18 protein-coding genes and 2 pseudogenes are annotated in these 25,204 nt (G+C 66.8%); 2 read left to right on the top strand and 18 right to left on the bottom strand.

Features of this window, described 5'->3' with window-relative positions; all coding sequences use genetic code 11:
• Positions 1–3 precede the first annotated feature (3 nt).
• The 4 genes from IHQ52_RS09710 to IHQ52_RS09695 form a co-directional block, all read right to left on the bottom strand.
• Positions 4–504, bottom strand: coding sequence for a MaoC family dehydratase (locus IHQ52_RS09710; RefSeq protein WP_096273461.1), 501 nt, complete (start codon positions 502–504; stop codon positions 4–6).
• Positions 501–1,646 carry an acyl-CoA dehydrogenase family protein gene (locus IHQ52_RS09705; protein ID WP_006436157.1) on the bottom strand — a complete coding sequence of 382 codons (1,146 nt, stop codon included), beginning with the start codon at positions 1,644–1,646 and terminating at the stop codon, positions 501–503. The genes IHQ52_RS09710 and IHQ52_RS09705 overlap by 4 nt, the downstream gene beginning before the upstream one ends.
• 76 nt (positions 1,647–1,722) lie before the next feature.
• Positions 1,723–3,792, bottom strand: coding sequence for an acetyl/propionyl/methylcrotonyl-CoA carboxylase subunit alpha (locus tag IHQ52_RS09700; RefSeq protein ID WP_238064225.1), 2,070 nt, complete (start codon positions 3,790–3,792; stop codon positions 1,723–1,725).
• A gap of 59 nt (positions 3,793–3,851) precedes the next feature.
• The gene (locus IHQ52_RS09695; protein ID WP_096273457.1) at positions 3,852–5,432 is read right to left on the bottom strand and encodes a carboxyl transferase domain-containing protein; all 1,581 of its coding nucleotides are present in this window, start codon (positions 5,430–5,432) and stop codon (positions 3,852–3,854) included.
• Between the two features lie 522 nt (positions 5,433–5,954).
• Between IHQ52_RS09695 and IHQ52_RS09685 the strand changes: the two genes are divergently transcribed.
• On the top strand, positions 5,955–9,533 hold the full coding sequence (locus IHQ52_RS09685) for an indolepyruvate ferredoxin oxidoreductase family protein (protein ID WP_238064224.1): 3,579 nt from the start codon (positions 5,955–5,957) through the stop codon (positions 9,531–9,533).
• Here IHQ52_RS09685 and IHQ52_RS09680 read toward each other — a convergent pair.
• The 10 genes and pseudogenes from IHQ52_RS09680 to IHQ52_RS09635 form a co-directional block, all read right to left on the bottom strand.
• Positions 9,515–10,357 carry a N5-glutamine methyltransferase family protein gene (locus tag IHQ52_RS09680; RefSeq protein WP_238064223.1) on the bottom strand — a complete coding sequence of 281 codons (843 nt, stop codon included), beginning with the start codon at positions 10,355–10,357 and terminating at the stop codon, positions 9,515–9,517. The genes IHQ52_RS09685 and IHQ52_RS09680 overlap by 19 nt on opposite strands.
• Complete coding sequence (locus IHQ52_RS09675; RefSeq protein ID WP_238064278.1) at positions 10,338–11,030, bottom strand: DUF5336 domain-containing protein; 693 nt, start codon at positions 11,028–11,030, stop codon at positions 10,338–10,340. The genes IHQ52_RS09680 and IHQ52_RS09675 overlap by 20 nt, the downstream gene beginning before the upstream one ends.
• A gap of 300 nt (positions 11,031–11,330) precedes the next feature.
• A pseudogene (locus tag IHQ52_RS09670) lies at positions 11,331–11,597 on the bottom strand (HNH endonuclease); the annotation flags it as partial.
• A gap of 64 nt (positions 11,598–11,661) precedes the next feature.
• Complete coding sequence (locus IHQ52_RS09665) at positions 11,662–12,462, bottom strand: ATP-binding protein (RefSeq protein ID WP_006438890.1); 801 nt, start codon at positions 12,460–12,462, stop codon at positions 11,662–11,664.
• Positions 12,463–12,466: 4 nt separating this feature from the next.
• Positions 12,467–14,122 (bottom strand): IS21 family transposase, encoded by a 1,656-nt coding sequence (istA, locus tag IHQ52_RS09660; protein ID WP_232513133.1) that lies wholly within the window; start codon positions 14,120–14,122, stop codon positions 12,467–12,469.
• A gap of 90 nt (positions 14,123–14,212) precedes the next feature.
• Positions 14,213–14,893 (bottom strand): annotated as a pseudogene (locus IHQ52_RS09655) (13E12 repeat family protein); the annotation flags it as partial.
• Positions 14,894–14,999: 106 nt separating this feature from the next.
• The gene (locus IHQ52_RS09650; protein WP_238064222.1) at positions 15,000–16,235 is read right to left on the bottom strand and encodes an acyl-CoA dehydrogenase family protein; all 1,236 of its coding nucleotides are present in this window, start codon (positions 16,233–16,235) and stop codon (positions 15,000–15,002) included.
• Positions 16,232–17,893 (bottom strand): class I adenylate-forming enzyme family protein, encoded by a 1,662-nt coding sequence (locus IHQ52_RS09645; RefSeq protein ID WP_238064221.1) that lies wholly within the window; start codon positions 17,891–17,893, stop codon positions 16,232–16,234. Before IHQ52_RS09645 ends, IHQ52_RS09650 begins: the two co-directional genes overlap by 4 nt.
• Before the next feature lie 40 nt (positions 17,894–17,933).
• A complete protein-coding gene (locus IHQ52_RS09640; RefSeq protein WP_006436147.1) occupies positions 17,934–18,908 on the bottom strand; it encodes a cyclase family protein in 975 nt (324 codons plus the stop codon).
• A gap of 272 nt (positions 18,909–19,180) precedes the next feature.
• Positions 19,181–20,020, bottom strand: coding sequence for a TetR-type transcription factor C-terminal domain-containing protein (locus tag IHQ52_RS09635; RefSeq protein ID WP_024499986.1), 840 nt, complete (start codon positions 20,018–20,020; stop codon positions 19,181–19,183).
• A gap of 96 nt (positions 20,021–20,116) precedes the next feature.
• Here IHQ52_RS09635 and IHQ52_RS09630 point away from each other — a divergent pair, with 96 nt between their 5' ends.
• Complete coding sequence (locus IHQ52_RS09630; protein ID WP_238064220.1) at positions 20,117–21,763, top strand: class I adenylate-forming enzyme family protein; 1,647 nt, start codon at positions 20,117–20,119, stop codon at positions 21,761–21,763.
• Here the strand turns inward: IHQ52_RS09630 and IHQ52_RS09625 are convergent, their stop codons facing one another.
• The 4 genes from IHQ52_RS09625 to IHQ52_RS09610 all read right to left on the bottom strand — a co-directional run bounded on the left by IHQ52_RS09625 (position 21,764) and on the right by IHQ52_RS09610 (position 25,080).
• A complete protein-coding gene (locus IHQ52_RS09625) occupies positions 21,764–22,405 on the bottom strand; it encodes a TetR/AcrR family transcriptional regulator (RefSeq protein ID WP_238064219.1) in 642 nt (213 codons plus the stop codon).
• Positions 22,406–22,422: 17 nt separating this feature from the next.
• Positions 22,423–23,043, bottom strand: coding sequence for a nitroreductase family protein (locus tag IHQ52_RS09620; protein ID WP_238064218.1), 621 nt, complete (start codon positions 23,041–23,043; stop codon positions 22,423–22,425).
• 79 nt (positions 23,044–23,122) lie between these two features.
• Positions 23,123–23,428 carry a hypothetical protein gene (locus IHQ52_RS09615; RefSeq protein WP_006436142.1) on the bottom strand — a complete coding sequence of 102 codons (306 nt, stop codon included), beginning with the start codon at positions 23,426–23,428 and terminating at the stop codon, positions 23,123–23,125.
• The gene (locus tag IHQ52_RS09610; RefSeq protein WP_238064217.1) at positions 23,425–25,080 is read right to left on the bottom strand and encodes a WXG100 family type VII secretion target; all 1,656 of its coding nucleotides are present in this window, start codon (positions 25,078–25,080) and stop codon (positions 23,425–23,427) included. The genes IHQ52_RS09615 and IHQ52_RS09610 overlap by 4 nt, the downstream gene beginning before the upstream one ends.
• Between the last annotated feature and the right edge of the window lie 124 nt (positions 25,081–25,204).

The raw sequence follows: 25,204 nt of genomic DNA, 5'->3' as shown, positions 1-25,204 counted from the left end.
TCGTCACTCCGTAGGTTGCTTGCGCACCAACGTGGCCCGCGCGGCTCGCGCGACGACCTCGCCGTGCTGATTGCGTCCGATGTGGGTCAAGTTCACCACGCCCTCCCCCGGCCTCGACCGGGATTCGCGTTTACCGGTGCACAGGGTCTCGGCGTACAACGTGTCACCGGCGAACAGCGGCGCGGGGAACGCGACCTCGGAGAATCCGAGGTTGGCCACCAGTGTGCCCTGTGTCAGCTGGCTGACCGACAGGCCCACGATCGTGGACAGCGTGAACATCGAGTTGATCAGGCGCTGTCCACCGAAGCCGGGTTGCTGCGCCGACCAGGCGGCGTCGAGGTGCAGGGCCTGGGTGTTCATGGTGAGCGTGGTGAACAGCACGTTGTCGGCCTCGGTCACGGTGCGGCCCGGCCGGTGTTCGTAGAGTGTGCCCTCGGTGAACTCCTCGAACCAGAGTCCGCGCTGGACGACGCGGTTCACGGGTGTCTGGTCGGTCTCGCTCATGCGAATCCCAATTCTCGGGCGATGAGCATCAGCTGCACCTCGGTGGTGCCTTCGCCGATCTCGAGGATCTTGGAGTCGCGGTAGTGGCGCGCGACCGGGTAGTCGTTCATGAATCCGTAGCCGCCGTGGATCTGGGTGGCGACGCGCGCGTTGTCCATCGCAGCCTCGCTGGCCACCAGCTTCGCGATCGACGCCTCCTTCTTGAAGGGCTTGCCTGCCAGCATCTTCGCCGCCGCGTCGTAGTAGGCGGTCCGCGCGACGTGCGCCCGCGCCTCCATCCGGGCGATGGCGAAGGACACCGACTGGTACTCCCCGATCGGCTTGCCGAACGACTGACGCTCCTTGGCGTACTTGACGCTTTCGTCGACGCAACCCTGTGCGGCACCGGTGGCGAGGGCGGCGATCGCGATGCGTCCCTCGTCGAGGATCGACAGGAAGTTGGCGTAGCCGCGCCCGCGTTCGCCGAGCAGGTTCTCCTTGGGCACCCGCACGTCGGTGAACGTGAGCGGATGGGTGTCCGAGGCGTTCCAGCCGACCTTGTTGTAGGCCGGTTCGGCGGTGAATCCCGGCGTTCCCGACGGCACGATGATCGTCGAGATCTCCTTCTTGCCGTTCTCCTTGACCCCGGTCACCGCGGTGACCGTCACCAGCGAGGTGATGTCGGTGCCCGAATTGGTGATGAACTGCTTGCCGCCGTTGATGATCCATGAGTCACCGTCGTCGCGGGCGGTGGTCGCGGTGGCACCGGCGTCGGAGCCCGCACCCGGTTCGGTCAGGCCGAAACCGGCGAGTGCCGTGCCGGCGGTGAGGTCGGGCAGGTACTGCTGCTTCTGCTCCTCGGTGCCGAAACGATAGATCGGCATCGCGCCCAGGCTCACCCCGGCCTCGAGGGTGATGGCCACGGACTGGTCGACCTTGCCGAGTTCTTCCAGCGCGAGGGCCAGCGCGAAGTAGTCACCGCCCATGCCCCCGTACTCCTCGGGGAACGGCAGCCCGAAGAGCCCCATCTTGCCCATCTGGGCGATGACCTCATACGGGAAGGTGTGGTCGGCATCGTGTTTCGCGGCCACCGGCGCCACCACGGTCTGCGCGAAGTCGCGCACCGTCTCGATGAGGTCGGTGTACTCCTGGGTGAGTTCCATGAGAGTCCTATTCGCTCTTGTCACTTTGGTTCGGTTGGTTCCGAGCCCTTCGAGGCTCGTCGCTTGCGGAGGGCCGTCACGAAGGGGCGGTGGCATCGACGGGTTCTTTCGGATCGGCCACCGAGGCCGGCGTGACCACGGCGAGGATCTGTCCGGCATCCACTTTGTCACCCACCGACACCGTGATGTCGACGGTCCCGTCGACCGGCGCGGTCAGGGCGTGTTCCATCTTCATCGCCTCGACGACCACGACGGACGCGCCGCTGCTCACCTCGTCGCCGGAGGTGACACCCACGGCGACGACGGTGCCCGGCATCGGGCTGACGATCTCGCCGGCCCGTTCGTCGGCGGCCTCGTCGAGGAGCGGGCGGGCCAGGTCGAGGACCCACGCGCCGGACGGGCCCGACACCCACCAGGATTCGCCGATCAGCGTCGACGACCACGATTGACTGATCCCGTCGACGATGAGCCGGTCGGAGTTCGGGCCGTCACCTGGCCGCGCGGGCAGGTAGACGACGTCGGCGGACCACGACGCGTCGCCTTCGACACCCTCCGCGGTGACCGTGGCTGTTCCCGAAACAGAGTGCGCGTCAGCACGTTCAACGCGGATCGAGACGGTGGAGTGATGTCCGCCGCTCACGAGTCTGGTCACCACCGGCGCGGGTTCGCCGACGCGCCACCCGACGGACGAGGACCAGACGTCACCGCGGTCCCGGGTGCCGATGCGGGCGAGGCCGACGAGGACCTGCGCCTCCGGAGAAGGTTGCGGCACTGCGTAATCGGTGACGAGACGATCGAGGAGCTCGGTGTCGAGTTCGGCCTCGACGACGGCCTGCTGACGCAGGACGAAGCGGCAGAAGTCGATGTTGGTGACGACACCGAGGACGCGAGTGTGCGCCAGTGCCTGGTCCAGTCGTTCGAGAGCCTCCTCACGATCGCTGCCGTGCGCGATGATCTTGGCGAGCATCGGATCGTAGTCGCTGCCGACGCGCAGACCCGCCAGCATCGCGGAGTCGACGCGGACGCCGCTTCCCGGTGACGTGTCGGGATGGACGAGATGTTCGATGGTGCCGCCGGTCGGCAGGAAGCCGCGCGCGGGATCCTCGGCGTACACGCGGGCCTCGATGGCGTGGCCGGTGAGCTCGATGTCGTCCTGGGCCAGGCCGAGTACCTCACCGCGGGCGACGCGAATCTGCTGCTCCACCAGGTCGATTCCGGTGACGAGTTCGGTGACCGGATGCTCGACCTGCAGCCGGGTGTTCATCTCCATGAAGAAGAACTCGTCCGGCTTGTGCGCCGAGACGATGAACTCGACGGTGCCGGCGCCGGTGTAGCCGACGCTGCGCGCGGCGTCGCAGGCGGCCTCGCCGATCCGGGCGCGGGTCTCGGCGTCGAGCAGCGCCGACGGCGCCTCCTCGATGACCTTCTGGTGACGGCGCTGCAGGGAGCACTCACGTTCGCCGAGATGGATCACGTTGCCGTGGGTGTCGGCGAGGACCTGCACCTCGATGTGGCGCGGGGTGTCCACGAAGTGTTCGAGGAACAGTGCGTCGTCGCCGAACGCGGCGCCCGCCTCGCGTCGTGCGCGCTGGAGTGCCGCGGGCAGTTCGGCGGGGTCGGCGACGCGGTGCATCCCCTTGCCGCCACCCCCGGCGCTCGGCTTGATGAGGACGGGGAAGCCGATGTCGGGGGCCGCGGCGATGAGGTCGGCGTCGGTGAGACCGGGACGCGAGAGTCCCGGAACCACCGGTACGTCGCGCTCGGTGACAGCGGCGCGTGCGGTGATCTTGTCGCCCATCGTGGCGATGGCCTCGGCCGGCGGGCCGATGAAGACGATGCCCGCGTCCGCGAGCGCGGCAGCGAATTTCTGGTTCTCCGAGAGGAATCCGTAGCCGGGATGGACGGCGTCGGCTCCGGTCTTGCGTGCGGCGTCGACGACGGCTTCGATGTCGAGGTAGCTCTGGGAGGCGGCGGCCGGTCCGATCCGGACGGCGACATCGGCCTCACGGACGTGGCGTGCTTGCGCATCGGCGTCGGAGTAGACGGCGATACTTCGGATTCCCAGGCGGCGCAGCGTGTCGATCACCCGGCAGGCGATCTCACCACGGTTCGCCACCAGGACGCTGCGAATAGGTCTGGTGCTCACGGTCTCGGGTCCTCTGCGGGTCGTGGTCGAACTCGGCGATTGCATCTCGGTCTCGGGTCTCACATCCGGAAGACGCCGTAGCGCGGGTCGGCCAGTGGCGCGTACCGCGCCGTCTCGAGCGCGAGCCCGAGCAGCGTGCGGGTCTGGGCGGGGTCGACGATGCCGTCGTCCCAGAGTCGGGCCGTCGAATAGTAGGCGTCGGACTGGCGTTCGAACTGTTCCCGGATGGGCGCCTTGAAGGCCTCTTCGTCCGCCGCCGGCCAGGTGTCCCCGGATCGCTCGATCTGGTTGCGGCGCACCGTGCCCAGGGTGTCGGCGGCCTGCGGCCCACCCATCACGGAGATACGTGCGTTGGGCCACATCCACAGGAACCTCGGCGAGTAGGCCCGGCCGCACATCGAGTAGTTGCCGGCACCGAACGAGCCGCCGACCATGACGGTGAACTTCGGGACACGCGCGCAGGCGACCGCGTTGACCATCTTGGCCCCGTTCTTGGCGATGCCGCCCTCCTCGTAGGCCTTGCCGACCATGAACCCGGTGATGTTCTGGAGGAAGATCAACGGGATTCGACGCTGATCGCACAGCTCGATGAAATGCGCTCCCTTGAGGGCGGATTCGCTGAAGAGTACGCCGTTGTTGGCGATGATGCCCACCGGGTGACCGTGGATGTGGGCGAAGGCGGTGACGAGGGTCGTGCCGTAGTTCGCCTTGAACTCGGTGTATTCACCGGCGTCACAGATGATCTCGATGACCTCACGCACGTCGTACGGCGTGCGCGAATCGGTGGGCACGACGTCGTAGATGTCGGTCTGCGGACGGAGCGGCTCCCGCGCCGGGATGGTCTCCCACTGCGGCGCCTCACGCGGACCGAGGGTGGCGACGATCTCGCGGACCTTAGCGAGCGCCTGCTGGTCGTTGTCGACGAGGTGGTCGGTGACGCCGGAGACCGAGGAGTGCATCGCGCCGCCGCCGAGGTCCTCGGCCGAGACGTCTTCGCCGGTGGCGGCTTTCACCAGCGGCGGTCCGGCGAGGAAGATGGTGCCCTGATTGCGGACGATGACCGTCTCGCCGCTCATGGCCGGAACGTAGGCGCCGCCGGCGGTCGAGGAACCGAGGACCGCGGCGATCTGCGGGATGCCCGCGGCGCTCATGGTGGCCTGGTTGTAGAAGATGCGACCGAAGTGATCGCGATCCGGGAAGACCTCGTCCTGCTGCAGCAGCATCGCGCCGCCGGAGTCGACGAGGTAGATGCAGGGCAACCGGTTGGCCGCGGCGATCTCCTGCGCGCGCAGGTGCTTCTTCACCGTGACCGGGTAGTAGGTGCCGCCCGACACGGTGGCGTCATTGGCGACGATCATGCATTCCCGGCCGGCCACCCGGCCGACGCCGGCGATGACACCCGCGGCCGGAGCCTTGTCGTCGTACATCCCGAACGCGGCGAGGGGAGCCACCTCGATGAACGGCGAACCGACGTCGAGCAGCCCGTCGACTCGGTCGCGCGGCAGCAGCTTGCCGCGGGCGACGTGGCGTTCGCGCGCCTTGGCCCCGCCGCCGGCGGACACCGTCGTCAGACGCTGGTTGAGCAGGTCGAGATTCTGCTGGTGCGCGGCCCGGAAGCCGTCGAGCGTGCTGGTCACCATCGACCCTTCAGTTAGTAGGGATTAACTGAACGGAATCGTACGCCATGGAGTGGTCCGTGTCACGCCCGCCTCCCCGTCGGCTGAGCCGGTACCGAGCGAAGCGAGGCACCGCGTCGAAGCCCCCCCAACCGCCACCCCCGCCGGCTGAGCCGGTACCGAGCGAAGCGAGGCACCGCGTCGAAGCCCCCCAACCGCCACCCCCGCCGGCTGAGCCGGTACCGAGCGGAGCGAGGCACCGCGTCGAAGCCCCCCAACCGCCACCCCCGCCGGCTGAGCCGGTACCGAGCGGAGCGAGGCACCGCGTCGAAGCCCCCCCAACCGCCACCCCCGCCGGCTGAGCCGGTACCGAGCGGAGCGAGGCACCGCGTCGAAGCCCCCGCACCGTGGCCCCATTCAACGTGACGCGCGTCACGTCATCTCGTACTGTGGTGGCAGGCCCACCACCCCCGGGCCGCCACAACCGATGCGTCGATCCCCGGCACGACCGGACCGGCCACCGCACATAGAAGGCCAGGTAACCCCATGACCCTCGCAGACGACCGCGCACGCTTCCAGCACGTGCCGACCCCACAGACCGGCTTGTCGGCAACACGCTCGTCCGAGCCCTTTCCTGACGAGTTCTCGCTCGACGACCGCTATACCCGTGAGTCGGGCACGATCTACCTCTCCGGCATTCAGGCCCTGGTCCGCATGGTCCGCGACCGCGCTCGCGTCGACCGCCGCCAGAACCTGACCACCGCGTCGTTCATCTCCGGCTACGAGGGCTCTCCCCTCGCCGGTTACGACCTCGAACTCGCTCGTCGCCGCGACCTCCTCGCGCCCTACGACATCGTCCACCGCCCCGGCCTGAACGAGGAGATCGCCGCGACCTCGGTGATGGGTTCGCAGGTGGCCGCCCAGGTTGCCGAGCTGAGCGCTGCTCCCGACGGTATGTCCCGCGACGGCGTCGTCGGCTACTGGTACGGGAAGGCCCCCGGCCTCGACCGCGCCACCGACGCGATCCGGCACGCCAATCTGGTCGGCACGCACCCGTCCGGCGGTGCGGTGGCCCTGGTCGGCGACGATCCGGGTGCCAAGTCCTCGACGGTGCCGTGCGCGTCGGAGATGGCCCTGGCCGACCTCTACATCCCGATCCTCTACCCCGCCGACTCGCAGGACATCCTCGACCTCGGCGTGCACGCGGCGATCATGAGTCGCGTCAGCGGACTGTGGACCTCGCTGAAGATCTCGGCCCACGTCGCCGACGGCTCGTCGACCGCCCATGTGGATCCCGATCGGATCATCCCCACCTATGGAGATCTCGGGCGTAGCCCGCATGTCCCGAGCGGCCGGCTTCTCGGTACCAACCTGATGGAACTCGAGCAGAATCAGCTCACCACCCGCATCCCCCGCGCGCAGGAGTACGCGCGGCTCAACGGGATCAACCAGATCGTGGTGTCCACACCCGACGACCGGATCGGCATCGTCGCCGCGGGCAAGACCTACCTCGACCTTCGAGAAGCCCTGCGCCTCATGCACATCAGCGACGACGACCTGCGTCGTCTCGGTATCCGCCTCCTCAAGCTCGGGATGGTCTATCCGATCGAGCGGGACATCTTGAACCGCTTCATGTTCGTCACCGCCAGAGGCGATCTCGACGAGGTCATCGTCATCGAGGAGAAGCGCGACTTCATCGAGACGATGATGCGCGACATCCTGTTCCGTCACCCGCGTGCACCCCGCATCGTCGGCAAGGTCCACGAGGACGGTTCGACGCTGTTCTCCCGGTTCGGCGAACTCGACGTCGACGCCGTGACCCGCGGTCTCGCCGACCGTCTCGCACGGCATCACGTCGACGCCGCGCAGGCGTGGATCGAGCAGCGGTCGCGGCGTCGCACAAGGATCGAACTACCCCTTGCGGTCCGCACGCCGTACTTCTGTTCCGGGTGCCCGCACAACAGCTCGACCAAGGTCTCCGAGGACACCCTCGTCGGCGCCGGGATCGGTTGTCACGCCATGGTTCTGCTGATGGACCCGCGCCAGGTCGGCGATGTCGCCGGCATCACGCAGATGGGCGGCGAAGGCGCGCAGTGGATCGGTATGGCGCCGTTCGTGTCGGCCGACCACTTCGTGCAGAACGTCGGTGATGGCACCTTCATGCACTCGGGTTCGCTGGCGCTGCGGGCAGCAGTCGCCTCCGGCGAGAACATCACCTACAAACTGCTCTACAACGGCACGGTCGCGATGACCGGCGGCCAGGACCCGGTCGGGGCGATGGACCTCCCGCGGTTGACGTCCCTCCTGCTCGACGAGGGCGTCCACCGGATCGTCGTGACCTCCGACGACCCGAAACGCACTCGCGCACTGGGCCTTCCGAGAGAAGTGGAGGTCCGTCATCGTGACGAGTTGGGCGAGGTGCAGACCGAACTCGCCGGCGTACCCGGTGTGACCGTCCTCGTCCACGACCAGCACTGCGCCGCGGAGAAGCGCCGTAAGCGCAAGCGCGGCACCATGCCCACCCCCACCACGCGCGTGATGATCAACGAGCGGATCTGTGAGGGGTGCGGCGACTGCGGTGAGAAGTCGAACTGCCTGTCCGTGCATCCGGTGCACACCGAGTTCGGACGCAAGACGCAGATCGACCAGAGTTCATGCAACCTCGACTATTCGTGCCTGAAGGGCGACTGCCCCTCCTTCGTCACCGTCACGCCGGGCGCGACGCGGACGCGGGCGCACGCCACCGACATCCCCGACGCGCTGCTGCCGGAACCGTCCCTCCCGGCGGTGCGCGACACCTTCTCCCTGCGGATCACCGGCATCGGCGGCACCGGCGTGGTGACGGTGTCTCAGGTGCTGGCAACGGCTGCGGTGCTCGACGGTCACGCCGCCCGCACCGTCGACATGACGGGCCTGGCGCAGAAGGGCGGCGCCGTCGTCAGCGACATCAAGGTCGCGCCGTACGACGTCGAACAGGCGGCGAAGGTGGCCACCGACGACTGCGACCTCTACCTCGTCTGCGACCCGCTGGTCGGAACCGACCCGGTCAACCTGAAGGTCGCAGCCCCCGAGAAGACCGTCGCCGTGGTGTCCACGACGCAGGTGCCCACCGGGCTCATGGTCATCGACACCTCGGTGGGCTTCCCCGCCGAGACCGCGATCCATTCGGCGATCGACGCTCACGTGACACGCGGCCTCTACCTGGATTCCGGGGCATTGTCGACGGCCCTTTTCGGTGACGAGCAGTTCGCCAACTTGGTCATGGTGGGAGCCGCGTACCAGGCCGGCGCGCTGGCGATCTCGGCCTCGTCGATCGAGCGTGCGATCGAGCTGAACGGGGTCGCGGTCGATGCCAACGTGCAGGCATTCCGACGGGGGCGTCAGGCAGTTGCCGACGCGGACGCGGTGTCGGCGACCATCGCCTCGCTGCACGGTGCCGCGACCGCGGAACCCGAACCGTCCGAGTACGCGATGGGCGTCGTCCGTGCAGGCGGTTTCGGCGACGAGCAGGCACGCACCGTCGCCCTCCGCTACGACGAGCTGACGGCCTACGCCGACGAGCGTTACGCACGTGAGTATCTCGACGTCGTCGAGCAGGTGCACCGGGGTGTGGGCAGTGGCGAGTTGACCGACACCGTCGCGCGCAACCTGTACAAGCTGATGGCGTACAAGGACGAATACGAGGTGGCACGGCTGACGCAGGACCCCGCGTTCGCGGCGAAGGTGGCCGAGGAGTTCGGTGACGACGCCGAGGTCGCCGTTCGCCTGCATCCGCCGACACTGCGCCGGATGGGCATGCGCGAGAAGATGACCCTCGGCGGCTGGGCGAACCGTCCGTTGAAGTCCCTCGCGTCGATGAAGCGACTTCGCGGGACGGCACTCGACCCGTTCGGCCGCAACGAGATCCGCCGCACCGAACGTGCGCTGATCGTCGAGTACCGCGAGATCGTCGACGCGCTGCTGGCCGCGATGGCGAGTGGGAAGGTCCGCGAGTCGCAGTTCCCGACCGTCGTCGAACTCGCCGGGTTGCCGGACATGGTGCGCGGCTACGAGAGCGTGAAGATGCGCAACGTCGAGAAGTACCGGGCAGAGGTCAGCCGGCTGCGTCAGGCCCTGGGCGTCTGACAGGCCGCCCGGACCCGCCGCCGCAGGCGCGCGACGACGGTCTGCCCGTCGTCGCCGGGGACGGCGTCGAGTGCGAATGCGCTCGAGTGCCCGTCGCGAACAGCGACGGCGTCGAACTGTGCGACGTTCATCTCGACGAGCAGCACTCCGTCGTCGGACAGCCACGTCTGCGCATCGGCGATCAGCGCCTCGATGTGATGGAGGCCGTCCACCCCTCCGGTGAGGGCACGTCGGGGCTCGTGGTCGCGCGCTTCCGGGGCGAGCAGATCGAAGGCGTGCTCGGGAACGTACGGCGGGACGGCAGCGATCACCTCGACGCGGCCGCGAAGCGACGCAGGTATCGCGTCGAAGCCGATCCCGTGATGGATCTGCGCGCGATCGGGCAGGTTTCGGCGGGCATGGACGAGCGCGTCGGCGGCGATGTCAGCGGCGTGCACCTGCGCGCCGTCGACCGTCGCGGCCACGGCCGAGGCGATCGGTGCCACCCCGCAGAACGCCTCGAGGACAACTGGTTCTCGTCGTTGCGCCGCAGCCGTGACGGCTTCTCGCGCCAACAACAGCGACCGCTGTCGCGGCACGAACACACCCGGTCCGACGCTGAGCCGGAGACCTCCGAACTGCACCCAGCCGAGCAGGTGTTCGAGAGGTTCCCCCGCGATCCGGCGTCTGAGCAGATCGTCGAGTTCGGCTGCGAGGGCGTGTCGACGGATCAGCGCGGCCTCGTCCTCGGCGAATACGCAGCCCGCACGACGAAGCGCATCCACCAGCGGGTCCTCGGCGAGACCGGCCGGCTGTACATGTTCGTCAGGGAGGTGTGACGTCATCCTTCTTGAGACCGTACAAGAACGACGCCGTCATGAGCAGCGCCACCTGCACGAATCCGAAGATCAGTCCGAGGATGGCGCCTGCCCCGAGCTCGACGAACGGCGGCATGACCAACGCCGACGCGAACAGTGCCAGCCAACCGGCGAGCGCGATCACGGCGAGGAACGGCAGCGCCTTCCGGTATCTCGGAACCAACACGAGCGTCGTCGCAACCCCGACCACCCCGAGCAGGATGAAGAACTTGCCCGGGTTCAGCACGACGTCCTCGGAGAAGAACCCGGGGACACTGCCCAGCCCGTCTCCGAAATTGCGGCCCCACGGGTCGATCCCCTGCTGGGGCCCGGCAGACACGTTGATCCAACTGACGAAACCCATGAAGTAGGTGACGACGCCGGCGACCGCCGCCGCCAGCGCGAAGATCACCGACAGATCAGGACGAGGGCCCATCCGCTGAGGCCCCATGCCGGGTGCGGGACCCCAGCCACCGGTCGGGTACTGATTCTGCGGTCCCGGAGGACCCCACTGCTGTCCGGGAACCCCACCGGTGGGCGGACCGCCCTGAAACTGCGCGGTCTCACCCGGGTTGCCGGGGAAACCGCCGGACGGCGGAGGACCCTGTGGGGCCGGCGACCACTGACCGCCCTGTTGCTGGTTGGGATCGCCTGGATTCACCGCATACTCCTCGTTCTTCATCCCCTGACGGCCGCGCCTCATCGTCGCGACCTGCGGCAAGGGTAAGCCGACCCGCATCCCGGTGCACCAGCGCCGACGAGATTCATTTGGCCGGTCGCCACGCGGCACCAGCCCGTCGCGCGAGGCCGGCGGTCACCGATCGGGGGGCCGTGTTCACACTGTGGAGTTGTCAAGGAACGGATACGGTCCCGGCTGATCGCCGGGTGCCTCTGCTGGTTGAGTAGGTGAGGAGCTTGCGACGAGCCGTATCGAAACCTGCTGCGCGAAAGTCTCTGTGTGTCAGGCGGCGTCGTCGAGTCGCATGGTGCGTCGGTTGTAGGCGGGTAGTGCCTGACGTCGGGGGTCGATGTCAGCCGGCGGGATCAGCCAGGGGTGGCGGTCGAAGCCCATCATGATGTCCCAGCCGTTGTGGTGGATCTGGGTGTGGCAGCGTCGGCAGAGCAGGCAGCCGTTGTCGAGGTCGGTATCACCGTCGTCGGACCAGTGTTGGATGTGATGCACCTGGGTGTGTGATGGCGGCGCACCGCATTTGATGCAGTTCTCGTCGCTGTCATTTGCCACTGCTATGGGACCGCCTGGATTGCCACGAGGATGGGACCACCTTGGCGCGTTATTGAGGATGCTCTGCGGGGTTGGGTCGGTCAAGTCCGGGTCGGTGTCGTTGGCGGTAGGAGGGGCCTTCGATGACGAGGGTGTGCGCGCGTGAGGTGAGTCGGTCGATGGCCGATTGGGCCAGTAGCGCGTCGGCGGTCATGGTGAGCCATTCGGCGGGTTCTCGGTTGGATGTGACGATGGTGGTCTTGGTCTGCTGGTGGCGTTCGACGATGAGTTCGTAGAAGTCGTTGGTTTCGGTCGCGTCGAGCGCTCTGAGTGCGAAGTCGTCGATGATCAGGATGTCGACGGCGGTGATGCGGCGGAGTTCGGCGTCGACGCTGTTGTCGAGGCGGGCGGCTTTGAGTCGGTGGAACAGTTTGTCCGCTCGCGCGAACAGCACTGTTTTGCGTCGGCCGATGGCCATGTGGCCCAACGCGTTTGCTAGGTGTGTTTTGCCGACTCCGACGGGGCCGAGCAGGATCGCGGAGTGGCCGGCGTCGATGAACCGCAGGGTGGTGAGGTCCTCGAGCAGGGGGCGGTCGTAGAGTAGATCGTCTGCCGCGCGCCAGTTGTCGATCCGCATGCTGGGGTCGAGACCTGCCTTGGCTGATCGTCGGGCGGCGGAGCTGGATTCACGCCGTGAGACTTCATCGGCGAGCAATTGTTGCAGGAACGTCAGGTGCGAGGTTTTGTGTTGGCGGGCCAGGGCTGCGCGTTGGGGCAGGGTGTCGGCGAGGGCTCCGAGTTTGAGGGTTTTGAGCAGGCCGAGCATGTCGGCGCCGACAGGTTCGGGCACACTGTTGGTGGTTCGGGTCATCGGTTCACTCCTGAATGGTGTTGTCGGGGTTAGGAACAAGTGTCAACTGTGTTCTGTTGGTTGCGTATTCGGAGGGGTCGCGGGCAAAGCGAGACGATTCCGACCCGGCGGCCACGGGCATGTCCGGGGTGGTGTTCTCGGTGGCCTGCTCAAGCATCGAGGCGATCTTGGGCACGGCGATGACATCGAACTCCAGGGCGGTGGCACAGGCAGCATCGACAGGTCCGGGCCCGTAGGTGCGCACCAGGCCGAGCAGGGTGTACACCGCCCGCACCCGAGACCACGGGCGCGGGTCGTCGACGATACGGGCCGCGTAGAGCCCGATATGGGGGCCGTGATGCTCGCAGGTGGCCTGCAGCTTGCTGATGTTGCGCAGCGCGTAGGCGGCCTTGTCTGCGGGGTAGTCGTTGGGGTCGGTGCTCTGCCCACCGGCGGGCTGGCGCGGGTGTTGCTTGACCAACTCGCCGCGGTGATAGAACTTCACCGCTTCGCTGTCCAGGCGAACGTCCAGTGTCGAGCCGATCCAGGTTTCGGGCAGTGAGTACAGTGCTTTGCCGACCGAGGCGTGAAAGTCTCTGTGCACCTTGACAGTTTTGAAGATCGGTACGTCGTAGTCGGCCGGTATCGGTAACAGGTGGGCGCGCTCGTCTGTGTCGAACAGCACCGCTGGCGCGGCGGCGGTGGTGCCGTGAATCCGCAGCCCCGCGGTGCTCTGGCACCACGCCACCGCGGCGGCCTGGGCATCGGGCAGGCTCGAGAATCGCTCACCGGCCCAAAAGTTGTTCTGCACGTAGTGGATGGTGCGTTCTACCCGCGGCTTGTCGGTTGGTGTGGCGACTCGGGCGGTGTCGGTGACGAACCCGGCATGCTGGCCGTAGTCCAACCAGCCCCGAGACAACCTCGGATTGAGGGTGTCTGCTTGGGTGACAATAGGTTTCATGTTGTCCGGAATGATCACAGCGAACACGCCGCCGAAGAACTCCCACGCCGCTGAACAGCCCTCGAGGATCGTTGACAGGGTTTGGGTGTGTGAGAGCCACACGAACGTGTGCCGCGAGTACACGGCGGTGAACACCAGCGCGAACACTTTGCGGCGCTTACCTGTTGCCGCATCATCGAGCATCCCGAGGTAGCCGAAGTCGATCTGGCACTCCACCCCGGGATCCCCATCGGCCACCCGCACCGTGGTCGTGGTGCGGCGATACCCACAGCACTCGGTCGCGAACCGCACCAGCGTCCGATACGGGACCACACACCCCTGACGGGCCAGCAGGATGTGAATCTTCGTCACCGTCAACGGTTCTGGATTCTCCGGCGTTCCTCCCCTCACCCACTGCGTGATCTGTTCGCTGAACGGCACCAACGCTTCCCACGCCTGGCCATGACCCTTCGGCCGCGCCGGACGCACCCCGGCCACCACCGCACCGAGCAACTCATCGGTCAGTGCCGACGCACCGACATCGCGCGTCAACCCCGCCGCCTGCGCCGCCGCGATGTAGCGTCGCACCGTCTTCCTATCGACACCCGCACGCGCGGCGATCGTGCGCAGACCCGGCGCCGGTAACCCCACCGCAAGGCCCAACCACAACCGCAGGACTTCTCTGATCTCTTCCACTGCAACCTCCCGGTAGCCCATGCCGTCGGCCCCTTCCGTGAACATCGTCACGGCCGAGTCAACGGACAAAATGAAGGACCACCAGCGCGACGCGCCGGTGGTCCCATAACTGGCAATCCAGGTGGTCCCATCCCTATGGCAAACAATCAGCCCAGGTGGTCCCTTCACGGTGGCAAATGACACGTCGCGGACGATGATCGCCTTACGCAGGTGGGCGGGGAACAGTCGTCGTTCGCGGCCCATGGCCAGGGGCACGGTCTCGCCGTCGATGATGATCTCGGTCAGAGTTCCGTCGCACGACAGTCGTTTCGCGGTCGCCTGGGTTGTCGACCCGGTCCAGGGCAGGAACGCGGGATTGCTGCCGTCGGCAGGAATGGTGAGCAGTGTCTGGGTTCTGGGTGTTCCGATGGTGTCGAGGGCGTCGGAACGACGCTGGCCTGGCGATCATCGGTCCTCGCTGCCGTCGGGTTCGGGTCGCGGGGTGGAGCGTTCGTCGATCATGGCGATGAACTTCTCACCCACGGCCTGGGTCACGTTGGCGTGGATCTCGACGCGACTGTCGTCAGTCAGGTGGTGCGACAGGGTGTCCGAGGCTCGGTCGTCGCAGGCGGGGATGCCGCCCTTCTCGTCGGCGATAGTGTTGCCGATCGTTTGCGCGTGTTTTTGGATCTCCGCAGGTGTGGCACCGGACAGGGCTTGGGTGAGGAGTTCGGTTTCGTAGTCGGCACGATCGCCCTCGGAAAACGTTGCGGGTGAGCGCTTCTCGATAGCGATTATTCCACGCACGATGGCGTCGACAGCTTCACCCGACAGGCGGATCTACATCGCCCGTTCCCGCGCGACCGCTTCCCTCCCGCCTGTCAGATCCAATAGGCGGGAAGGAAACAGTCGCTGCGAGAAGGAAACGGCTACGCGGGAACGGTCAGCGTCGCAGTTCCGACTTGGCGATCGTGCGGAGATGCACCTCGTCGGGACCGTCGAAGATGCGCATCGCGCGGTGCCATCCGTACATCGCGGCCAGTGGCACGTCGTCGCTGACACCCGCGCCACCGTGGACCTGGATCGCACGGTCGATGACCTCGAGCGCCACCCGCGGCACCGACACCTTGGCTGCCGAGACATACGGTGCGGCAGCCTTGTTTCCGAGTTCGTCGATCGTCTTGGCGGCCAGCTGGCACAGCAGGCGCGCCTGGTCGATCGCGATGCGCGACTCGGCGATCTGCTGTTGGACGACACCCTGCTCGGCCAACGGCTTACCGAAGGCGACGCGCCCCTTCGACCGCTGGACCAGGTGGTGCAGGGCTCGCTCGGCGGCGCCCAGCGCGCGCATGCAGTGGTGGATGCGACCCGGCCCGAGTCGCGCCTGCGCCATGGCGAATCCGGCGCCTTCCTCACCGAGCAGGTACTCGACGGGGACACGGACGTTCTCGTACACGACCTCGACGTGGCCGTGCTGGTCGTGACGACCGAACACCGGCACGTCGCGCACCACGGTGACTCCCGGGGTGTCGATCGGGACCAGCACCATCGACTGCTGCCGATGGGTTGCGGCCTCGGGATCGGTCTTACCCATCACGATGAGCAGCTTGCAGCGCGGGTCGGCCGCGCCACTCGTCCACCACTTCCGGCCGTTGATGACGTAGGAGTCGCCGTCGCGGTCGATGCTGGTCTCGATGTTCGTCGCGTCGGAACTCGCGACGTCCTTCTCGGTCATCGAGAACGCCGACCGGATCGTGCCGTCGAGGAGCGGCTCGAGCCACGTCTTCTTCTGCTCGTCGGTGCCGAACAGGTGCAGCAACTCCATGTTGCCGGTGTCGGGCGCCTGACCGTTGATCGCCTCGGGAGCCAGATGCAGACTCCAGCCGGTGATCTCCGCCAGACCGGCGTAGTCGAGCTGGCTGATCCCGGATTCCGACGGCAGGAACAGATTCCACAGCCCACGCGCCCGCGCCTTCTGCTTCAGCTCTTCGACGACCGCCGGGACGTCGTGGTCGTCGGGGCCGGCGAAACCACGCTCGTGTTCATAGCGCTCCTCCGCCGGGAAGACGTCGGAGTGCATGAACGCGATGAGTTCATCCCGCAGTTCGAGCGCCCTCGCCGACGGCCGGAGGTCGAGGGTCTCGGCCGGAGTGCGGACGGTCAGATCCGGACGAATCACTGTGACACCGTCCGGAGTTCGCGACGCAGCAGCTTGCCGGTGGCCGTCTTGGGGATGTCGGCCATCACCACGACCTGACGCGGGTACTTGTACGCCGCCATCCGCGTCTTGCAGTGATCGATCAGCTCCTCCGGCGTGGCGTCGGTGCCGGGTCGCAGACTCACGAACGCCTTCACGGTCTCGCCGCGGTAGGAGTCCGGCACACCGATGACGGCCGCCTCCCGAACCGACGGGTGTTCGTACAGAACGTCTTCGACCTCGCGCGGCCACACCTTGAAACCGCTGGTGTTGATCTGGTCCTTCTTGCGGTCGACGATGTAGAACCAGCCCTCGGCGTCCATGTATCCGACGTCGCCGGTGTGCAGTGTGCCGTTCGGGATGCCCTTGGCGGTGGCCTCCGGCTTGTTCCAGTAGCCCGCGACCACCTGCGGTCCGGCCGTGACCAGCTCGCCGACCTCGCCGGCGGGCAGGTCGTTGCCCTGCTCGTCGATGATCCGGACGATCGTGTCGTAGACGGGAACTCCCACCGAGGTGGCGCCGGTCTCCTCGTCGGCCGGGGCCGTGACCCCGAACGGAACCGCATGCGACGGCGAGGTGGTTTCGGTCAGGCCGTACACGTTGTGGATGTAGTGCCCGAACCGCTGCTGGAACTCGGCGATCGTGCTCGGCGGGATCGGCGCCCCGCCGGAGTAGATCTTCGACAGGCTCGCGAGCGACGCCGGGTCGACGTCCGGCACGTTCATCAGCGCGATGAACACCGTGATCGAGCCGACCGTGAAGGTCGCCTTCTCCCGCGCGATCGTCGCGATGGTGTCCGCCGGGTCCATCCGGTACATCAGGACCAGCGGCGCACCGGTCAGCTCGGCGAGTGCGATGTGCGCGATGAGACCGGTGATGTGGAAGAGCGGTGCCACACCGAGGATCACGTCATCGGCATCGACGCCGACCCAGTCGCGGTAGGTCTGCGCGTTGAAGACCACATTGCGATGAGTGGTCATCGCGCCCTTGGGCGGCCCGGTGGTTCCAGACGTGTAGGTCAGGAACGCAACGCTGTCGCCGGTCAGGTCGGCCTTCGGCGGCCGCTGACCGCGGTACTTCGCCAGCATCGACGCCAGGTCCACCGTGTCCGGGCACTCGATCTTCTCGACCCCGGCCAGGGTTCCGCTGTTCGCGCTCTGGTACTCCAGCTCCGAGGTCGTGATCACGGTCCGCACCGCGGTCTCGTTGTCGTGCAATGCTTCCTGCGCGACGTCGCGGTACAGCTGCTGCATCGCGACCAGCACGGTCGCACCGGAATCGACGAGGATCTCGGCGAGTTCACGACTGCGGTACATCGGGTTGGCCGAAACGGCGATACCGCCGGCCTTCCAGATGCCGAGTTGCGCGATGACGAACTGCGGGATGTTCTGGGCATAGACCACTGCACGGTCGCCCGGAGTGAACCCGAGATCCAGGATGCCGACGGCGAACGCGTCGGTGAGCTCGTCGAGCTCACCGGCCGTGATCGATCCGTCGAAGTAGCGGATCAGGTCGGCTTCCGGGTTGCGCGCGACCGTGGCCGCGAACATCTCCAGCGCGGTGTCGAATTCGATGGTCCGCGGCGCGAGATCCTGCTCGCGGTAGTGGCGCAGCCACACCTTCTCGTCGTAGACACTCATGTCTGACGTTCCTCTTTCAGCGAATGACTCAGGTTGTTGCTCAACGGATGACGACGGGGTTCACCGGTGCACCGGTGCCGCTGACGACCTTGAGCGGAGCCGCGACGTAGAGGAAGCTCCAGCGGTTGTCGGCCGCGCACGCCTCGGCGAGCTCCTCGAGCCAGACGATCTCAGTGAACACGACACCCAGGTTGCGCATGAGGGCGTTGTGAAGAGGAAGTGCCACACCGGATTCCGGATCGGTGGTGACCTCGTTGGCGATGGTGTCGGTGACCAGGTTCGGGATTTCCTTGTCCTGGAACCACTGCACCAGCTCACGGGAGTAGGTCAGGCCGGGCTCGCAGAAGCCGTCGTAGAACTCCTCCGGGTTGTTCAGCTCGTACCAGTAGGTCAGCCATCCGGTGCGGATGATCAGGACGTCGTGCGGCTCGATGGTGACACCCTGTGCGGCCGCGGCGGCTTCGAGGTCGTTGTGGTCGAAGGTCTCACCCTTCTCCAGGTACTTCTTGCCGCGGTAGCGGGCCATGTCGATCAGCACGCCACGGCCGACGACACCCTTCTCGGCGATCGGCAGGACGGACGCCTTGTCCAGCGCGTCGACGGTGCTGCGGGCGTCGTAGCCGTTGTAGAGCTTGCCGTCGTACCAGACGTGACCGAGGGCGTCGTACTGCGTGGAGCCCTGCAGGAAGATGTTCGCGGTGTCGTCGGCGTAGTGCAGACCACCGGGGAACTGCGGCGCGCCTTCACCGTCCCACGACGACTCGTCGAGGATGTTGGTGCGGTTGATGCCCTCGCGCCCCGGCCACAGCGGGTCGCCGGGGCTCTCCTTGCGGCCCATCTCGATCTGGAGGGTGAAGGTCTCACCCGACTTGATGTGCCCGACACCGCGCAGTACCTCGCTCGCATCGAGGTAGTTCAGCGCGCCCACCTCGTCGTCGGGTCCCCACTTGCCCCAGTTCGACGGGGTGTCGGCACCCAGCAGGTCTCCCATGGACGGCGCGGCGATCTCGGTCATCTCATCTCCTTTGATTCGAACCTGAGCGGAACCGGGGGTTCCGGGTCGCGAACTGAAAGTTGCGGACTGAACTTTTCGAGCGATCGCTCGGGAAGTTCATTGTGACGAGCATCGCACCCGATCACACCGCCGTCAAGAGGCGAAACCCGTGATGTCTCAGGGTTTGTCAATGAAGAGAGGGAAAGCCCAGTACAGACGGTGAGTTCAGGAACACTGAACATTCACCCACCGGGGCGTGTCTCCCGGCATGCACGACGACGAGTTGGGGACACCTAGTGGCCGGAGTGGAAGCCCACCATGTCGAGCGCGAGACTCGCGTACTGACGGGCGATACGACGGCCCTGCACCGCGTCGGCGTCGTCGGTCCAGGTCGGAACGGCCATGCACATCGTGACGATGGCCTTGGTCGCCACCGACAGGTCCCCGGACCGGAACGAGCCGAGGTCGGCGGCGCGTCGAGCCGTATCGAGGAGGCGCCCCTCGATCTGCGCCATCGACGCCTGCAGGTGCGTCCGATTGGGTTCCTCGAGGCGGCGCAGCTCGGTCGCCAGGACCAGCGCCAGCGCGCGTCGCTCGACGTGGAACAGGGTCAGCGCCTCCACCATGTTCGCGAAGGCCGTCACCGCGTCGACGCCGTCACCGGCGGCGTCGAGGCGTTGCGCCAGGTCAGCGTGTGCAATGTTGACCAGTGCCACGAGCAGATGCTGTTTGCTCGGGTAGTGGTGGTAGATCCCGGCGACGCTGATGTCGGCTCCGGCGGCGATCAGTCGCATCGTCGCGCCGTGGTAGCCGAGTTCCTCGAAGACGTCGATCGCCGACTCCAGCACCGGGTCGAGCGTCAGCGGTGTGAACACACGCCAGTCCGCCGGGTCTCCCTCGGGGGCGGTGTTCGCCGATCCCGGTGGCTCGAGGAAACGGGCGACGGGCACGTCCAGGCACTGCGCGATCTCGCGCAGGCGGTCGACGGTGAGCCCGACCTTGCCGTTCTCGATGGCACTCATCGTCCCGACGCTCACCCCGATACCGGCCGCCAGTCCGCGCAGCGTCACGCCCGCCTGCTTGCGCAACTCGCGCACGGCGGCGCCGCTGTCGGTCACCGGTTGTTCGACCACGCTGAACAGCTTATGGGGAGCCGCCTGTTTTTCGTAGACTCGTCTCGTGGTCCACAACCTGTCGCTTCCCGCGCGTCACGCCGAACGCACCTACGCATGAACGCCTACGAGAGCCGTCCCTGGCTGGCCCACTACCCGTCCGGACTGTCCGAGCACCTCGATGTCGAATTCGGGTCCCCGCTCGACATGTTCGACGCGGCCCTCGCGGCGGCGCCGGACGGTCCGGCGATCCGCTACTTCGGCGCGACCCTCAGCTGGGCCGACCTCGACGCCGCATCCGACGCCCTCGCGCACGCTCTACAGGCACACGGTTTCGCGACCGGCGACCGGTTGGGCATCGCCGTGCAGAACGGACCGTCGATCGTCCTCGGGCTTCTCGCGGCCTGGAAGACGGGTGGCGTCGCCGCGCTCATCAGTCCGATGTACAAGCGTTCCGAGTTCCGTAGGGCGCTGGACGATTTCACGCCGAGCGCGCTGCTCGTCCTCGACAACCTGCATGCGGAGGTGGCCGATGAGATCGCGGTGACCGGGTCCATCGGACTCGTCATCACCGTCTCCCCGCTCGACTTCGCCGGCAACGACGATATCCGGCGCGTGTTCGAGGTGTCCCGGGTACCGGCCGCCGCCGGGACCGTCGAACTCCTCGACCTGATCGCCACGGGTTCGCGCGAGGTGAGTCGGCACGTGCCCGCACCGGACGACGTCGCCGTACTGGCTCCGACGTCGGGCACCACCGGTCCGCCCAAGGGCGCCAAGCTGATGCACCGCAATCTCGCGTTCAGCGCGCAGGCATATCGCGACTGGACCGGTCTGGAGTCCGGCGAACCGATCCTGTGCATGTCGCCGGTCTTCCACGTCACCGGGCTGGTGGGCTCGGTGATGCTGGCGCTGTCCCTGCGATCGCCAGTCATCCTCACCCACCGTTTCGACGCCGGTCTGGTCCTCGACGCCGTGCGCGTCTGGCGTCCGGCCTTCTCCGTCGCCGCGATCACCGCGTACATCGCGCTCGCCGATCACCCCGACGCGTCGCCCGACGCGTTCAGCTCACTCCGCCTCCGTTATTCGGGTGGCGCACCGGTACCACCCGAGGTCGCCGATCGGGTCGCCGAACGTCTCGGCGGGATGATCCACAACGTGTACGGCCAGACCGAGTCGACGTCGCCGACACACATGGTCCCGCCCGGTGTCCTCGCGCCGGTCGACCCCGAAACCGGTGCTCTCTCGGTGGGTCTGCCGATCTTCGACACGACGGCCCGGGTCGTCGACGAGAACGGGGACCCGGTGCCACCGGGGACGTTCGGTGAGATCGTCACGGCCGGACCGCAGATCGCCGCCGGCTACTGGGGCCAGGTCGACGATGGCGGCTCGGCACTGATGAACGGCGAGATGCGCACCGGCGACGTGGGATTCATGGACGCCGACGGCTGGTTCTACGTCATCGACCGCAGCAACGACCTGATCAACGCGTCCGGGTACAAGATCTGGCCGTTCGAGATCGAACAGGTGCTGCAATCACACCCGGCGGTACGCGAGACGGCGGTGGTCGGGATCCCCGACGACTACCGTGGCGAGTCGACGCGTGCCTACGTCGCCCTGCAACCGGGCGCGGAGGTCAGCGCGACCGAACTCATCGAGTTCTGCCGCAAACGGATGGCGGCGTACAAGTATCCGCGCGAGATCGAGATCGTCGGCGCCCTCCCGCGCAGCGCGACCGGCAAGGTGTTGCGCCGCGAGCTCCGCTGATCAGACCCGGCAGCCGAGCGCGGCCAAGGCCATCGCCGTGAGCAGACGCTGCAGTTGCGTCTCGTCGTAGTCGGGCAACCGCGGTGAGGAGTTCAGCAGGCCGAACGTCGCGTGCACGCGGACGCGGGCCTCGGCCCGGTCCATGGTGCGGCCCTCCCCCTCGTAGACGGCGATCACGACGTCGACCCAGCGTTCGACATATCGCCGCTGCAGCAGTCGGACCCGGTGATTGGCCTCGGGTGTCGTCGACGACAGGTCCCGGTCCTGGACCACGATCAGATCGGGTTTCGTGACGAGCACGTCGATGTGAAAACCGATGAGCGCCAACAACGTCTGGGACGGCGGTCCACCGCGGTCGACGACCTCGGCGCCGCCGTCGTGCAGCCGTTGACTGATGTCGACGAGCATCTCGTCCAGTAGTTCGGTCTTGGACGAGAAGTGCCGGTACATGGCGGGCCCGCTCACCCCGACCGCGCGCCCGATGTCCTCTAGACGCACCCCGGCGAATCCGCGTTCGGCCATCTGCCGGGCCGCCGCGGTGAGCAGCTCGGCGCGGCGGGCCGCCTTGGCCTGGGTGCGACGCGTCGGCGGGCGGGGGACGACCCCCGCCTCGACCGGAGGTGTGTCACTCGTTGCGGACATGGTGATCCGCACTCTACTCACCAGCCGTCGATGTGAAGCACCGAGTCGAGGGGCTTGCGCGGAGCCGGCTTGAAGTCGGTGCCCGTGTAGTAGGCCACCGGCAGCAGGACGCCCTGGTGGATGCCCGCCGGGATGCCGAGCAATTCGGCGATCTCCTTCTCGTGGGCGAGGTGCAGCGTGGTCCACGCCGAGCCCAGGCCGCGGGCGCGCAGGGCGAGCTGCAGGCTCCAGGCGCCGGGCAGCAGCGAGCCCCAGACGCCGGCCTGGTTGCCCTCGGGCAGGTCACCGCCGGTGTAGATGGCACCCATGACCAGCACCGGAACCTGACCCATCGTGTCGGCGAGGTATTGCGCGCTCGACGCGACCCGCTTGCCGGTCTCGTCGCGCGGCTGCTGGGCGGCGTAGTAGTGGGAGAAGGACTGCGCGTAGTAGTCGGCGACCTTCTGCTTGAGCTCAGGGTCGGTCAGCACGATCCAGTGCCAGGTCTGGCTGTTGCTCCCGGTCGGCGCCTGCAATGCGACCTCGAGCGCCTCCTTGACCACGTCGAGGGGGACGGGGCGGTTGTAGTCGAGGCGTTTGCGCACCGAGCGCGTCGTCGTGAGCAGCTGGTCGGGATCCAGGGGCAGGAGTTCGGTCATGTCCCCCATCTTCCACACGATGGGCAACGGGCACCACCGGCCGTGTTCACCCACACCGTCATCCGGTGCGCATCGCTGTTCACGCGATGGCCGATCCCAGCGCAGCCCCGGCCACAAGGGCGGGTATCGAGATGATGGCTCCGGCACCCGCCGCGAGGAGGCCTGTTCCGACGCGTCGGACGGTACGCGTACCTCGAACCGGCGTCGCGCTCAGCGCGACGAGGGCTATACCCGCGAGTGGTGGCGTGACGATCAACCACACCGCTTCCCGCGGGGCCAATCCGGTGTAGGGCAAGGACATCAGGAACAGGCCGATCACCACCGCACCGAATGACTCCGGTCCGAACCAGTCGTCACGGCGATACTTCGACTGCGCGGCCGTCACCCGGCCACCAGCCCCACGTATCCCACGAGAAGTCCTGCGACCGCCACACCGCAAGCGGCTCCAGAACTCCGGGGAGTCCGGCGTAATCCCAGCAGGCAGGCAATCACGATCAGAGCACCGACCGCGATACCGAACATCCAGCCTGAGGACGCATCCGACGACGAGTCAACAAGATCGGCGACGCCTGCGAACGCCACGAAGACGAAGATCGACGCGGCCATCGAGACGGGCGTGGCCAGGGTCGCAGTCTGCCAGAACCGGGGATCTGCCAGGAGTCCGGAGAGTTTCATCGGCCGTGACACTATCGCACCACGACCACTGTGGGCGGATCGTCCGGGTCCCCGAGATCCGTCGGTCTGTTCCGTTCCCAGTCCGGGTCGTCGAAGTCGGCTTTGAAGGGCTCCATCATGGCTTTCCCCCCCGCCGACTTCGTGAAATCCCGGCAAGTTGAGCAACGGGCCCGCCGGACCGCCGGAGTCGGCCGCATCGATCAGAACCGGTCGGCACTTTCCGGCCGAATTGTCTTGGTAGATCTCCACTGACGGATAATCGGTGATCTCGCCACCCGCAATGATCCGAGACGTCCCGGGGTTGCCGCTCGTCGGCTGGAGGACGATGGTGCCGTTGACCGTGTGTCCCGTGATCGAGGAACCTGGCGGCGCGAATGGATTCACAGCATCGTATTGGATCATGACCGAACCGTCGGGGCGCTGCTGCGCGATGACGTCGGGTTCACCGACCCGAACCTCTCCGGTGGTATCCACCGAAGGATTCTGGCGTGTGATGATCAGGCCGTTCTCATAGTCCACGTACGTGACCACCCGTGCGTGTTCCGGATCGAAGTCCGGGTCCTCTGCTCGATTGTCACCGAGGTCGTAGACCGGAACGTTGAACACTTCGGCTGCAGGTATGTAGAAAGCCGCGCGGACGACGCCCTGCCCCGGGACCGGCTCGATGCGCGCCACTTTGATTGCAGGTCCGACACCCTGATACTTGGGATCGAAACTTCGCGGATTCAGTGCTTCTGCGGTCTTCCAGTCGACCGAACTCGAAGGGTCGCGCCCAAATATCCGTTCGAATGCTGCCGCAGACGCGCGTAACCGATCGGGGTCCGCGCGGGAGCTCTGACGATTCGAATCTTCGATCACCGCAAGAGCAGATGCGAGTGTTTCTTCCGGTGCCATCGTCGAGAGGGTCTGGTTCGCCTCGGCAATTCTGGCCCCCCAGGTCTCGTCGGCATCGCCGAGCGTCGAAACCAAACCCCCCAATCGACTCAGCTGATGTCCTGCTTCGGAGTTCCAGTCATCGACACCGTCCACCACCCACGAATCGGACAGGGCCACCGGGGGAACGACGTAATTCTGAATGATAGATCTGATCTCCGATATCGGATGCGACATCGCCGCGAGCGTGCCTGCGGTCGTGGAGGAAAGAGCGTCGTAAGCAGCCGCCACCTCAGCTATCTGCTCCCGCTCACGTTCGGCCCTGTCTTCGGCCGCTGTCCGCGCATCCCCTCTCCAGGCCAGCTCATAAATGGTGTCTCGCATGGTTTTCGACGTTCCGACCAACGCGTCGGCAATCTCCGCGGCTCGAGTGGACACGTCTCGCATGCCGTCGATCTTCCAACCCAGCACCTCGCCCGGTGTGACCATAGACAGCTACCGTCTACCGCCGGGGTTGATATCGGGTACGCCCGCGATGCGCACGGCCGCTTCCGCATCAGAGTCGACATACGTCTCCGCCGACAAGGACAGAAGGCCTGCACATTGGTCGTAC

It is taken from the genome of Gordonia amicalis (assembly GCF_022059885.1).
GTDB classification, from domain to species: Bacteria; Actinomycetota; Actinomycetes; order Mycobacteriales; family Mycobacteriaceae; genus Gordonia; species Gordonia amicalis.
The sequence above is the reverse complement of the archived record's forward strand: the minus strand, read 5'-3'. Positions and strand labels throughout refer to the sequence as shown.

Coding starts and splice junctions, on each gene's coding strand:
- IHQ52_RS09680 (WP_238064223.1), bottom strand. CDS start 10,357: ATGACGTCACACCTCCCTGACGAACATGTACAGCCGGCCGGTCTCGCC.
- IHQ52_RS09685 (WP_238064224.1), top strand. CDS start 5,955: ATGACCCTCGCAGACGACCGCGCACGCTTCCAGCACGTGCCGACCCCA.
- IHQ52_RS09610 (WP_238064217.1), bottom strand. CDS start 25,080: ATGGTCACACCGGGCGAGGTGCTGGGTTGGAAGATCGACGGCATGCGA.
- istA (WP_232513133.1), bottom strand. CDS start 14,122: ATGTTCACGGAAGGGGCCGACGGCATGGGCTACCGGGAGGTTGCAGTG.
- IHQ52_RS09630 (WP_238064220.1), top strand. CDS start 20,117: ATGAACGCCTACGAGAGCCGTCCCTGGCTGGCCCACTACCCGTCCGGA.
- IHQ52_RS09640 (WP_006436147.1), bottom strand. CDS start 18,908: ATGACCGAGATCGCCGCGCCGTCCATGGGAGACCTGCTGGGTGCCGAC.
- IHQ52_RS09620 (WP_238064218.1), bottom strand. CDS start 23,043: ATGACCGAACTCCTGCCCCTGGATCCCGACCAGCTGCTCACGACGACG.
- IHQ52_RS09645 (WP_238064221.1), bottom strand. CDS start 17,893: ATGAGTGTCTACGACGAGAAGGTGTGGCTGCGCCACTACCGCGAGCAG.
- IHQ52_RS09625 (WP_238064219.1), bottom strand. CDS start 22,405: ATGTCCGCAACGAGTGACACACCTCCGGTCGAGGCGGGGGTCGTCCCC.
- IHQ52_RS09710 (WP_096273461.1), bottom strand. CDS start 504: ATGAGCGAGACCGACCAGACACCCGTGAACCGCGTCGTCCAGCGCGGA.
- IHQ52_RS09695 (WP_096273457.1), bottom strand. CDS start 5,432: ATGGTGACCAGCACGCTCGACGGCTTCCGGGCCGCGCACCAGCAGAAT.
- IHQ52_RS09705 (WP_006436157.1), bottom strand. CDS start 1,646: ATGGAACTCACCCAGGAGTACACCGACCTCATCGAGACGGTGCGCGAC.
- IHQ52_RS09665 (WP_006438890.1), bottom strand. CDS start 12,462: ATGACCCGAACCACCAACAGTGTGCCCGAACCTGTCGGCGCCGACATG.